This window comes from Gordonia prachuapensis (assembly GCF_036350515.1).
Lineage (GTDB): Bacteria > Actinomycetota > Actinomycetes > Mycobacteriales > Mycobacteriaceae > Gordonia > Gordonia prachuapensis.
The window spans coordinates 284730-297375 of sequence record NZ_JAZDUE010000001.1; the positions used below are offsets into that span (position 1 = coordinate 284730).

A 12646-nucleotide genomic window follows, 5' to 3' on the forward strand; every position below is an offset into this window, starting at 1 on the left:
CGCCGTGACCGGCGCACCGGTTCTGGGCCGGGTGGATCGCGCCGCGTTCGCCGCCGGATTCACCGATCGTCTCCGCACCGCGGGTGTGCCCGTCGGCCATTCCGATGCGGCGGTGTTCTGCCGCGCTCTCGGCGAGTTACCTCGCGGCCGGGTGTCCGACCGGCGAACGCTGTACTGGTGTGCGCGAATCACGCTGGTGTGCAGACGATCCGATCTCCGAACTTTCGACGCGGTGTTCGCCGCGGTATTCGACGATGCGGTGTTCTCTCTCGATCCGGTCGCGATGCGCGGCTCGGCGTCTGCTCCACGCGGACGTCTCGAGCATGCGGCGACCGGCGCCCGGGGCGGTGCCGCGGCCGCATCGGAGGATCTGCCGTGGGCGACCTTGCCCCGGATGTCGGCCGACGGGGATACCGTCGACGACGAGGCCGGCGCGCCGGTCTGGATCCCGAGGCCGAGCTCGATCGAGTCGATCTCCCGACTTCCGTTCGATCGGCTTGACCCCGATCAACTCCGCCAGGTCGAGGCCTGGCTGGACAGCGCGATCGCCGCTTGGCCGCGGCGCCGGGGCCGTCGTGAGCGACCACTCGCCGACGGTCGGCGTATCGACCTGCGCCGGACTCTGGCGCGCTCGCGCCACACCGGCTGGGAGGTCGCCGATGTGGTCTACAAGGGACCGACGCCCCGTGACCGACGCGTCGTGATGATCTGCGACGTGTCGCAATCCGTGCAGGCCTACACGCGCGCGTATCTGCACGTGATGCGAGCCCTGTCGCGCCGTGGACGCGGGGAGACCTTCGCATTCGGCACCGGACTGACCCGGATGACGCCGATCCTGGCCAGGTCGTCGATCGACGACGCGATCGAGGAAGCCGGGGCCAAGGTGGTGGACCGGTTCGGCGGCACCAGGATCGCGGCCAGCCTCGATGCGCTGGTTGCCTCGCGGCATGCCCAGACCTTGCGCGGATCTATCTGCGTGATCGCTTCCGACGGCTGGGATTCCGATGATCCGGCGCGGATGGACAGGGCGATGGCGCGCATCGCGCGGCGCGCATTCGCGGTGCTCTGGCTCAACCCGCGGGCCGGCGAGGAGGGATACGAACCCCTGGTCGGTGGGATGGCCGCCGCCCTGCCGTACTGCGATCGCATGGTGCCCGCCGCCACCGTCCACGATCTGGCGGACGTGGTCACCGCCATCACCGAGCTACGCCGGAGATGATCGCGAATCGCCTCAGTTCCACAGCGTGACATAGACGGCCGGCCGAAAGTTCTTCACCGGCACGCCCGATCCGCGCAGCATCGCCTGCATCGCCTTGGGAGTCGCGACGAACCGCATGAGCTCGCCCGCCGTGCTCGTGGGATCGTGCGCGAGGGTCATCGAGCTCCAGGTCTCGCGGCGATGCACCCCGGTTCCGGTCACCCGGGTGAGCCGTTCGGTACGTAGGTCGGAGTTCACCGCGAACGTCAGGGCCAATGTGAGGCCGGTGCCGCGTTGGGTCTCCTCCCATGCGGCCGCATCGCTCTGGAAGATGCGCTGGCAGTCTTCGGCGACTCCGAGGCGGGACAGCATCTCCGGTATCGCGCCTCGGCTGCCGGCTGCGGATGGGCCGAGATTCCAGGGTGTTCGGGCGAGTTCCTCCGGGCTCACGCGCCGGTCGGCGAGCGGGTGGGACGGCGCGGCCATGACCTCCACGTCGTAGCTCAGGAACTCCTTGACGGCCAGGGCGGGACCGGGCGGTGCCATCTCCGACTCGAGTGGGGCCGGGCCGATGGCGACATCGACCGCTCGGGCGGCGAGCAGGGAGGCGAACCGGTCTGGTGGCTGGACCGTCAACTCGACCTCGAGGTCCTTCGCACGCTTGGTGAACAAGTCGATCAGACCGCCGGCGGCGTGTTCGGCGAACAGGCTCGACGCCGCCAGCCGGATCGTGCGCCGACCACCCGCGGCGGCCTCGACCTCGCTGATCGTCTGATCCTGCAACCCGAGTATTTCCACCGCACGTGCTGCGAGTCGCAATCCGCCGGGAGTGAAGGCCAGCCCCGAGTGCGTCCGGCGAAAGAGCTGATCGCCCAGACTCTTGCGGAGCTGCGCGACGTGCATGGACACCGCCTGCTCGGTCAGGCCGAGCTCCGCGGCCGCCTCCTTGACCGACCCGGTCCGCACAACCGCGACGAAGGCGCGCAACTGGGCCGAGGTCATGGAGCCCATGGTATTTGAGGCGGTGAAGTCGATTCCGGGATTCCGCGGTGCTGCGGCGGAAACCGATCGCTCTCGAAAATCGTTGCCAATATGACTAGATTGCGGGCATGACCGGACCGTCACTTGCGGACATCTTCAATTCCACCAGCCCGGACTTCGACACTGTCACACCGTCGGTGTGGGGACCTGCCGGTGAGGCACTCGTCGCCGAGGTCGGGCTGTCGGCCGGTGATCGGGTCCTCGACGTGTGCGCCGGCACCGGCGCTAGCGCGTTGGCCGCCGCCCGGGTCGTCGGACCGGAGGGCTCAGTGGTGGCCGTCGACTTCGCGGCCGATCTGATCGGCCGTGCGCGTGCGGCCGCCGATGCGGCGGGCTTGCGCAACATCGACTTCCGCGTCGACGACGTGACCGCTCTGCCGGGCCGCGACGACGGCGGTTTCGATGCCTTGATCTGTGGCTTCGGGGTGTTCTTCCTCCCCGACATGGATGACACCGTGCGTCGACTCCTGACCTTGCTGCGCCCCGGTGGGCGACTGGGTTTCGCGGTCTGGCACGACGACGCGCTGTACGACTTCGTGGGAACCTTTTACACCGAGGTGGCGCGGATGACGGGTGAAGAGCTGCCGCCGTCGCCGCGTGACCAGTCGGACGGCCCGCCCCATCCCATCACCCGGATCGACACGGTAGAGAAGATCACCGGATGGCTCGGATCTGTCGGTGCGGTCGACGCGTCGGCGTCGGTGCTGACGTTGCGGGTGCCGCGCACCGACGAGTTCTCCTGGTCGATGGTGCTGGGTAGCGGGATGCGCGGTGCCCTGCTCGGTATGGAGCCACAGACCGTCGCCGACCTACGTGACGTGTTCCTCCGTCGACTTGCCGACGACGGCATGTCCGAGGTCAAGTGCGACACCCTGATCGCGACCGCGCGGCGGCCCTGACCTCGAAGACCTGAAACTGCCCCGTCGCCGTCAGATCTCCGGCCAGCGATGTTCCAGACCGGCGAGAATGAAATCGACCTTGACGTCGACCACTCCTCGCTCCCGCCACGACTCCCGTGGCTCGATGATGGACCCGCTGCCGACCACAGCCTTCACCTGGTCGAAACCGCTTGCGCCACTGTCGTCGACGTTGCGCCACGACTCGACACCCATGTGGCAGGCGAAGACGGTGTCGCCGACGAAATCGAGCGCGAACATCGCCTGGCCCTCGGTCTTGTCGTGCACCGCGAGACACCGCGCGTACTCGGTCAGGACATCCTCGATACGGGTGAACGCGGGTGCGTAGTCATAGACGACGCGGCTCAATCCGGGGAAGTCCTCACAGACTCGCCAGCACTCGTCGGCGAACAGACGGAGGACCACTCGCCAGTCCGCGCCGCGCTCGGGCAGACGGATGGTGGCGGCGGCACGGTCCAGGCAGGCGACCACCAGTGCCTCACGAGACGCGAACAGGCGGTAGATCGCCGTGGTCACCACGCCGAGCCGTTGGGCGACAGCGGAGAGCGTGAAGCGATCCAACCCCTCGGCGAGTGCGGCATCGATGACGTCATCGGAGGTGAAGGCCGGTTTGCGGCCGGCCTTCTTGCCCACGGATCTCGCCGCGGACCCACCATCGACGTCGACAGAACTCATGCCTCAACACTAATTCGTCAGCTGCCAGCCCTGCGCACTCTCCAGACGACGCCAGAACTGTGCATACGTGCCGCCGCCCGCGAGTAGCTCCTCGTGCGTGCCCTGGGCCTCGACGCGGCCGTCGGCGTCGAGCGCGATGATCGTGTCGGCGCCGGCGATCGTCGCCAGTCGATGGGCGATGATGATCACGGTCGACTCCTGACGCAGCTTCTCGATCGCAGCGACGATGTTCGCCTCGTTCTCGATGTCGAGGGCGGATGTCGCCTCGTCGAGCAGGACGATGGGCGCCTTCTTCAGCAGGGCTCGCGCGATCGCCACGCGCTGACGTTCGCCGCCGGAGAGTCCACGGCCGCCTTCTCCGACCTGGGTGTCCCACCCGTCCGGAAGTCGGTGGGCGATCTCGGTGACACCAGCGAGGTCGGATGCCGCCAGGATCTCATCCTCGGTGGCGTCGGACCGCCCGACCCGGACGTTGGCTTTCAGCGTGTCGTCGAAGAGATAGACGTCCTGGAACACCATCGACAGCTGGCTCATCAGCTGTTCGGTCGTCTGTTCGGTGACCGGCAACCCGCCGACCAGGACGCGTCCGCTGTCGACGTCGTAGAAGCGGGAGATGACTCGGGCGACGGTGGTCTTCCCACCACCGGACGGACCCACCAGAGCCACCATGGAGCCGGCCGGCACCGTCAGCGACACGTTGCGCAGGGCCGGTGGCCCGGCGGCCGAGTACGCGAAGGTGACGTCATCGAGTTCCACGCTGCCCGGCGCGGGCAGGGTGGTGGCCGTTGTCGGTTCGGGCAGCGCTTCGGCCGTGAGGACGTCGTCGAGGCCGTCGAGCAGCGGGCGACGCGATTCCAGTGCCATCGCGCTGGTGGTGATGGCCTGCAGGGTGGAGGTGAACCGCAACGCCAGACCGATGAAGGCCAGCGCCGGAATCGGTTCCAGGGAGCCGTCCACGGCCAATGACCCGGTGACGGTGATGAGGATGACGATCACACCCTGGGTCACCATGCCGCTGAGCAGCAGGCCGACCGTCTCGATCCACAGGCCTTTGCTCTTCGCGGCGTATGCGTCGTCCATTGCACGGCTCAGCGGCCGATAGTCATCACTGCGTCCGCAGGAACGAATCGCTCCCTGGCTCTGGGCGTACTCCACGACCCGGTTGGCCAGCACGACTTCTTTCGGTTCGTGGATCGACCGGCCTTTGCGCATCAGTGCGGTGGACGCCAACGTGATCAGTACGAACACCGGCACGGCGATGGTGAGGATGGCGCCGAGAGCCGGGTCCCAGAACCAGGCGGCGACGATGATGATGACCGCCGACGTGGTCCGCGAGACCAGCGGCCCGAACATGTGCGCGAAGATCTCGCCGGCCGACATGAGCTCGGTCGACACCATGCGGGACAGTGCGCCGGCCAGTGGTCGGGCAAACCATCCGAGGGGCTGCTTCGCGACCTGGTCACCCACCAGTCGGTGCAGGCTCCGCAGGAAGTCCAGGGCGACAGCGTAATTAGATCGATCGGCAAAGTAGTTCAGGCCGAAGCCGGCCACCGCCAGGATGCCCAGGACCCACAGCCAACCGGCAAAGCCCAGTCCCCACACCGACGTGCCCTGCGCCAACGCGGTGATGGTGGGAAGCAAGGCTGCCAGTGCCAGACCTTCGACCGCGCCCACGATCACGCTCCCAGCGATCGCCGGCCGCATGTTCTCCGGATGAGAGACCATGCGCTGCATACGGGGGACGATGTCCACGAGGGGGAGCGTCGTCATCGCTGAACTCCTTCGGCATCGCCGCGAACGGACGGGTGGGTATCGGGCAGGCGTTTGTCGGCGCCGGTGTCGCGCCACAGGCGTGCGTAATCGGGGTTGTCACGCAACTCGTCGTGAGTGCCCGTGGCCGTCACCCGGCCGCCGTTGATCACCACGATCTGATCCACCCCCTTGATGACCTCGGGACGATGGGCGATGACGAGGACCGTGCGGCCCTGCGCAAGGGTCGAGAGCGCTTGCTGGATCTGATGTTCGGACTCCGGATCGGTCAGCGCCGTGGCCTCGTCCAGGATGAGGATGGGTGCGTCGACGAGCAGGGCGCGGGCGATGGCAATGCGTTGCGCCTGACCGCCGGACAATCCGGCGTCGGTGCCGTAGATCGTGTCGAATCCGCTTGGCAGTGATTCGATCTCGTCGAGAATGCGAGCTGCGGTGGCAGCTGTGCGGATGTCGTCGTCGGTGGCATCCGGTCGGCCGAGCGCGATGTTGTCGCGGATGCTGATGCCCAGCAGCTGCGGGTCCTGCAGGACGAAACCCACATGGGAGTACAGGTCGGTCAGCGCTGCGATCGATACGCCGCCGATGGTGATCTCGCCCGAGAGTGGATCGTCGAAACGGGCGAGCAGGGTGGCGATCGTGGACTTGCCGGAACCCGAGGGACCGATGAGTGCTGTCACGCTGCCCTGGGCAAGCGTGAAACTGACGTCGTCCACTGCGAGGACCGCGTCGGGTCCGGAGCCGTAGGAGTAGCTGACGCAGTCGAACCTCACGTCGTGCGAACGGGGTTCATCTCCCTCCTCGTCCCCCTGGCGATCGTCGTTGCCCGGCAGGGTGGGGGTGTTCACCAGGTCGACGAGTCGCAGTGCGGCACCGCCGGCCATCTGCTGGGACCACATCGAGTTCATCAGTGTTTCGAGTGCGTAGGGGATCAGCAACGCGATGAGCGAGGTGGCGAGGACATCGGCAGTGGTCACCGAACCGTTGTCGACGAGGATCGAACCGACGCCGATGTTGATGAGCAGCACCAGTGGTACTGCGAGGATCGATGTTCCCAGCGCGGAGATTCGGATCAGTGGTTTGACCCAGTCCGTGTAGAAGTCGTAGAAGTCGTCGGCCGCTGCCTGATAGCTGCTGTGGGCTCGTCCCACCCGCCCGAACGCTTTGACCACCGATATGCCGGTCACGAACTCGACCATCCGCGCCGACACGGTCGACAGTCGCTGGTCCATCTCGGCGGTCTTCTCTCCCATGTCGCGCATGGACAGTCCCATGGCGGCGACGTACAGCGGGATCGTCGCGATCGTGAGGAGGCCCAGCCGCCAATCGATGATGAAGGCGTAGATCATCAGCGCCACCGGCATGGCGACGGCATTGGTCGCGTCGACCGGCTGATGGGCGATGAGCTGGTGGATGGTGCCGATGTCGTCCTGCAGGCCTTTTCGGACGCGTCCGGAGTTGGTGGAGGTGAACCAGGCGAGTGGCACTCGAGCGAACCGCTTCACCAGGCGCACCTGGATGACGTGCCCGAGTTTGACGTCGGCGAAATGAGTGATCAGCAATGCGACGAAGTAGATGAGCAGGCGAAGCGCAAAAGTGATGACCAAGATGCGAATCCAGCGTCCGACCTCGTCCGAATCCACCGCGACGCCGGCGTTGTAGGCGTCCAGGAGGACAACGCCGATGTTGACCAGCGCGACGTACGGGAACACCGCGAGGATGCCGGAGACGACCGCGAGAATCCGGCCGATGGTGAGTTGCGCCGACACCGGTCTCATCAGGTCCTTGAGTGCCCGTGCGCCGGCTTTCTGTTGCGCTTTCATCGCTTGGGCCGTGTCCGGATCCGGTTCGGTGGCATCGGATGGGGCGGCGTGTGCAGACGCTGTTGTCGTCATGTGCAGTCCTAGTTAGGGTCGCCATACTTATTTGTGAATGAGGTTCACTTTAAGGTGCGTTGGGGGCATGGACAAGGGGGTGAGGCGACTGATGACGACCTACGATCACCACGGGCCGGCGACCTCGAGGTCGCCGGCCCGTGAATGTCGTTGTCGGTCAGTGCTCGTGCAGGGTTCCGCTGATCTCGTTCGGGGTGAAGTCGAGTGAGGTGGCGGGGCTGACCTCGCCGCTGGCGATGTCGACAGACTTGATGGAGTTGGTGGCCGGATCCGTCACGTACACAGTCGCTTCGCGAACGAAGATCGCCGGACGTGGGTCCTGCCAGTCCATCGGTTCCTGCCACTCGTCGACGACCGGGATCGACTGCGTGAACGCACCTGTGGCCGGATCGATGACGTGCAACTGCCCGTCGGTTCCGAGGATGAGTGCCTCACCGTCGGGGCCGCGACCCAGGGACCGGAAGCTGTAGCTGACACCCTCGGGCATCGGGACGACCCGCTGCTGTTCGGTCACGGTGTCGACCAGCGCGAACTGGGTGGGGAACTCGCGCTCGGCATCGGGATCGACCTTGTAGTCACCGAGCAGGATCGGCGAGGCCTCGCTCCCCGCTTGCGTGCCGGTGTAGGCATACTCCGGGTTGCTGCCGGGAACCTTCACGAACTCGCCGTCCTTGAACAGCAGAACGCCGTCCTGGCAACCGAACCCGACGACCTCGTCGGCGGCGACGGCCTCGCCGTGGATGCCGGGGCACTCGCTGCTGGTGGCGATCTCGTTGCCGTCCGCGTCGACGGCGCGGGCGCCGGACCGGGTCTCTTCGTTGCCGACCGACGAGATCATCGTTCCGTCGGCGAGCTCCACCGCGACGCCGTGATGTGGTTCGGCGCTGGTGTATTCGCGGTTCTGCGGCTCACCTTCGGCGAGCTCGTGGGGATCGAAACTGACTGCCCGGCCGTCCCCGTCGAAGTACAGCACCGTCTTGCCGCCGTGCAGCACGACGTGGCCCGGTTCGGATCCGTCGAAGCTCACGTCGGTGAGGGAGGCATGGGTGGCATCGAGAACACTGAACCCGTTGTCGGTCGAGACCATCACGTGGTTGTCGTCGCCGGCGGGGTTGACCCGGAGAAATCCGTCCATCTCGACCTGCTGGATCGGTTCCAGGCTCTCGCCGTCGAGCAGTGCCACACCGCCGTCATAGGTCACGGCGACCGGCTCGGTGATGGTGACGTCGGCAGCGGCCTCGGAGGACGCCGGCGTATCGGAATCGTCGCCGCTCGAGCATGCGCTCAGTGCGAGCGCCGTTGACGCGGTGAGTGCGACGAGCGTACTCAGCCGACGCACTTTGTGGTCTCTAATGGAAATGGTTGTCATTTCTCAGAGAGTACACAGGGTCGCGCGCTGTCAGGAAGCGGGGTCAGGGCGTCAGGGCGGAGCTGATCCGAGATGCGTTGGTCTGCATCATCTTCACGTAGGTGTCGGCTTCCGTGCCCGGCTGGTCGAGTGATTCCGAGTACAACGGCACGATCTCGATCTGCGCGCCCGTCTCGTTCGCGAGCGCCTGCGCCAGGCGATCCGGCCGGGAGGTGTCGACGAAGACGGCGGGAACATTCGATTCGCGGATCGCGGTGGCCAGGGAGGCGAGATCGGAACTGCTGGGCGAGGCCAGTGTCGTCCCGCTCGGGATGATCGCACCGATCACCTCGAAGTCGTATCGATCGGCGAGATAGCCGAAGACGTGATGATTCGTGACCAGCTTGCGCTTATCGGGTGGGATGGCAGCGAACTGGCTTTCCATCGATTGGTCGAGCTCGTCGAGTTCCGCGAGATAAGCGTCGGTGGATGCCTGAAGTTGCTGCTGGTCAATGCCTTCGACCTCGGACAACGCCTGCGAGATCGCCTGGGTCGCATCGGTCATACGTGTGGGGTCGGTCCAGAAGTGCGGGTCCATCGAACCCTCGGCGTCGCCGGTCGCATAGGGCAGCGGGCGAGCCTGCGCGGCGACCTCGAGCGTGGGCACACCGTCCGCCTCGGCGGCGTCGACATGCTGCTGGATGCCTTCTTCAAGGCCGAGGCCGTTGTAGACGATCAGACCGGACGTGCGCATGGTGTTCGCCTCGCTCGCGGAGATGCCGAACGAATGCGGGTCAGCGTTGGGCTTCATCAGCGTGGTCACGTCGGCCTGATCGCCGACGAGCTCGTTCACCACGTCACCGAGGATGTTGGTGGTGGCGACAACCTGTGGGCGTTCGTCGGATTCGGTGCCGCATCCGGTGGCGGCGACGGCCGCGACCATCGCGAGGATCGCAGCGAGAACATAGCGTTTCGGACTCGTCATCGTCCGACCTCCACCATCAGATTCGGCGCGCCGTCGGTGACGAAGGTGCGTGCGGTACGAAGTGCATCGGCGTAGTCGATCTCGAATATCTGGCTGGTCGCCGGTGCCGACAGATATGCCCGGCTGGTGTCGATGGTCAGTGTCGACGCCTCGGTGGTGCCGGCCTGGTCGGCGGCCGCGAGCTGCTCTCCGGTGCCGATGGTGAGGGTTCGCAGGGAATCCGCGTCGGTGAGCGCGAGCATTGTCTCGTCCTTGCCAGGGGCCACCGCGGTGGCCACCGGGTCGGCCGACGGCGTCCAGTCGAGTGTGCGGGCAGATGAGTTGATGGTCCACACCCCGCCCGGCGTCGACGCGGCAGCATAGTTGCTCCGCGGGCGGAAGGTGATGTCGCCGGCGCGCGGTCCGCGGTTTCCGTATTCGAGGAACTCGCTGCTCACCACGTCGCCGCTCTCGGTGAACAGCGCGACACCCTGCGCGCACGAGACGGCCACGACATTCCGCAGGATCGCCCAGCCTTGTGGGTCCTGGCATGGCTGCTCGGTGCCCAGCGAACTGCCTTCGGTGTCGGCGTAGACCAATGTGTCCGCCGGCTGCTGCGGATCGGAACCCCGCGCCAGCACGAGACCGTCCTGGTAGGGCACCGCGAAACCGGAGGTGCTGTTGGTGTCCAGAGTGCCGACCTCGTCGAGCTCACCGGACTCCATGGCCTTGCGATCGACCACGAGGACGTCGCCATCCTGCGATCCGACGGCCATCACCGTGCCGAATCCGGCCACCGACGTGATCGGAGCCTGCGCATCCAGAACGCCCAGGTTCTTCACGGGAGCCCGGTAGTAGTGGACGTGCTCGGTGTGGTCGACCGTCCACCCACCGCTGTCGATCACCTCGAGTCGGTTGCCGTTGGCGGCGTAGACGAAGCGTCCGTCCTCGAAGAGTTGTCCGGCCTCGACGGAGAGATCGGTGGCCGCGCTCTCCTCGGTGGCCACGTCGAGAAGGTGGAGTCGGTTGCCTCCATCGGCGGTGTAGGCCAACGAGATCTGCGCCTCCGGCATCTCTTGCGCGCCCTCGACGTACCCGTGGGGGGTTGCCTCGCCCGAGGACTCCGTCGCCCCGCCGTCGTCACTTCCGCATGCCGCGGCGGTGAGACCGACGACGGCGGTGAGGGCGACGGCCGCTATCTGGTTTCGACTGCGCACTGAGGTATTTCCTTTCCGGTGTCAGGGTCACGACCGTCGGCATCCGACCGGTTCAATGCCCGTCGGATGGTTCGGATGGTCAGCGTGAGAAAGAACAGGGACACGGCGGTGGTCGCGATGGTTGCGCCGCCTGCCGTGGAGGCGTGCCACGAGATGAGCAGGCCGATGAAGGTGGACAGTGAGCCGAAAGCGAAGGCGACCACCATCGCGACCGGCACCCGGCGCACGATGAGCAGTGCCGTGGCCGACGGCGCCACCAGCATCCCGAACGCCAGCAGCGTGCCGACCACGCTGAAGGCGCCCGCCATGGCGACGGCCAGGGTGAGCACCATCAGCATGTTGGTTAATACGGGGTGCACGCCGAGGGTCCGTGCCTTCCGCTCGTCGAAGGTCACCGCCAGGAACGACCGGTAGAACACCATATTCACCAGCAGAACCAGGGCGGTGAGGACCGCCAACTGGAGAAGGTCGGCTCCGTCGATGGCGAGAACGTCTCCGAACAGGAACGCGGTGAGGTCGGTCGCGAATGACGACGAGTACGACACGATGATGACGCCGACCGCCAGCAGGCCGACCAGCAACAACCCGATCGAGGTATCCCGACCGAAATCCTTGTGTGAGCGAATGGCTTCCACGCCGAGGACCATCACCACCGCACTGGCCGCCGCGCCGACGACGAGTTCGATGCCGAGCAGGGAGGCGATCGCGACGCCGGGCAGCATCGCGTGCCCCATCGCCTCGCCGAGAAAGGTCAACCCCCGGGCGATCACCCAGACGCCGACGAGCGCGCACAGCGCGGAGAGGATGATGCCGCCCCAGAGTGCCCGCTGGACGAAGCCCACGGTCAGTGGGTCGAACAAGGTCGTCAGCACTCGTATGATGGTAATGGTTGTCGATTTCAGGAAGGGCGAGGGGTTGGTGGAGTACGCAGTACGAGGGCTGGGCTTCGGTCATGGCAGGACGCCGGTCTTCGATGATTTCGATGCGACGATCCCCGCCGGCGCGGTGACCGCGGTGATCGGCGGCAACGGCTCGGGCAAATCAACGTTGCTGAATCTGTGCGCCGGTGTGATCCGGGCAGACGCCGGGGCGATCTCGCCGGTCCCGTCGCGGCCCGCACTACTGGCGCAACGCACCGAACACATCGACGGATTGCCGTTGACCGTTCGAGATTGCGTGCGGATCGGCATGTATGGGCAGCTGCCGCCGTGGCGACCGTTCGGCGCCGCCAACCGTCGGGCCGCCGACGAGATGATCGAGCGGGTGGGCATGGCGAAGTATCGTGACGCGCGGATGCGGGACCTGTCCGGTGGTCAGCGTCAGCGCACGATGATCGCGCAGACGATGGTCCAGCCCGCAGATCTCTACCTGCTCGACGAACCCTCCGCCGCGCTCGACACAGCCGGCAGGCAACTGCTGTTCGCCCTGCTCCGTGAGAAAGCGGATGCCGGCAAGGCCGTTCTCATGGCGACCCATGACGGTGACGAGATCGCTTTCGCCGACCAGGTGATCAACCTGGGTCGCATCGCGATTCGCGCTGAGGCATCCACGCGCGCGCCTCGGGATGCGGAGCCTTCCATCGTCTGATCGGTACAGAGTTTTCTGTATCCAGAATTGCGTGTAC

General features: G+C 66.3%; 11 protein-coding genes. 3 read left to right on the forward strand and 8 right to left on the reverse strand.

The window, feature by feature from the left end; all coding sequences use genetic code 11:
* The first annotated feature begins 4 nt into the window (after positions 1–4).
* Complete coding sequence (locus V1Y59_RS01200; protein ID WP_330502999.1) at positions 5–1219, forward strand: vWA domain-containing protein; 1215 nt, start codon at positions 5–7, stop codon at positions 1217–1219.
* Positions 1220–1231: 12 nt separating this feature from the next.
* Here V1Y59_RS01200 and V1Y59_RS01205 read toward each other — a convergent pair whose 3' ends face one another.
* The gene (locus V1Y59_RS01205; RefSeq protein ID WP_330503000.1) at positions 1232–2200 is read right to left on the reverse strand and encodes a LysR family transcriptional regulator; all 969 of its coding nucleotides are present in this window, start codon (positions 2198–2200) and stop codon (positions 1232–1234) included.
* A 107-nt stretch (positions 2201–2307) separates the two neighbouring features.
* Between V1Y59_RS01205 and V1Y59_RS01210 the strand changes: the two genes are divergently transcribed.
* A complete protein-coding gene (locus V1Y59_RS01210; protein ID WP_330503001.1) occupies positions 2308–3138 on the forward strand; it encodes a class I SAM-dependent methyltransferase in 831 nt (276 codons plus the stop codon).
* A gap of 30 nt (positions 3139–3168) precedes the next feature.
* Here V1Y59_RS01210 and V1Y59_RS01215 read toward each other — a convergent pair whose 3' ends face one another.
* The 7 genes from V1Y59_RS01215 to aztB form a co-directional block, all read right to left on the reverse strand.
* Positions 3169–3831: a TetR/AcrR family transcriptional regulator gene (locus V1Y59_RS01215; protein ID WP_330503002.1), complete on the reverse strand. Its 663-nt coding sequence runs from the start codon at positions 3829–3831 to the stop codon at positions 3169–3171.
* Between the two features lie 9 nt (positions 3832–3840).
* Positions 3841–5601, reverse strand: coding sequence for an ABC transporter ATP-binding protein (locus V1Y59_RS01220; protein WP_330503003.1), 1761 nt, complete (start codon positions 5599–5601; stop codon positions 3841–3843).
* On the reverse strand, positions 5598–7493 hold the full coding sequence (locus tag V1Y59_RS01225) for an ABC transporter ATP-binding protein (protein ID WP_330503004.1): 1896 nt from the start codon (positions 7491–7493) through the stop codon (positions 5598–5600). The genes V1Y59_RS01220 and V1Y59_RS01225 overlap by 4 nt, the downstream gene beginning before the upstream one ends.
* Before the next feature lie 157 nt (positions 7494–7650).
* Positions 7651–8862 (reverse strand): zinc metallochaperone AztD, encoded by a 1212-nt coding sequence (gene aztD, locus V1Y59_RS01230; protein ID WP_330503005.1) that lies wholly within the window; start codon positions 8860–8862, stop codon positions 7651–7653.
* A 43-nt stretch (positions 8863–8905) separates the two neighbouring features.
* Positions 8906–9826 (reverse strand): zinc ABC transporter substrate-binding protein AztC, encoded by a 921-nt coding sequence (gene aztC / locus V1Y59_RS01235; RefSeq protein ID WP_330503006.1) that lies wholly within the window; start codon positions 9824–9826, stop codon positions 8906–8908.
* A complete protein-coding gene (locus tag V1Y59_RS01240; RefSeq protein ID WP_330503007.1) occupies positions 9823–11022 on the reverse strand; it encodes a hypothetical protein in 1200 nt (399 codons plus the stop codon). The genes aztC and V1Y59_RS01240 overlap by 4 nt, the downstream gene beginning before the upstream one ends.
* On the reverse strand, positions 11001–11894 hold the full coding sequence (gene aztB, locus V1Y59_RS01245; protein WP_330503008.1) for a zinc ABC transporter permease AztB: 894 nt from the start codon (positions 11892–11894) through the stop codon (positions 11001–11003). Before aztB ends, V1Y59_RS01240 begins: the two co-directional genes overlap by 22 nt.
* A 46-nt stretch (positions 11895–11940) precedes the next feature.
* Here aztB and V1Y59_RS01250 point away from each other — a divergent pair, with 46 nt between their 5' ends.
* Complete coding sequence (locus tag V1Y59_RS01250; RefSeq protein ID WP_330503009.1) at positions 11941–12609, forward strand: metal ABC transporter ATP-binding protein; 669 nt, start codon at positions 11941–11943, stop codon at positions 12607–12609.
* Positions 12610–12646 lie beyond the last annotated feature (37 nt).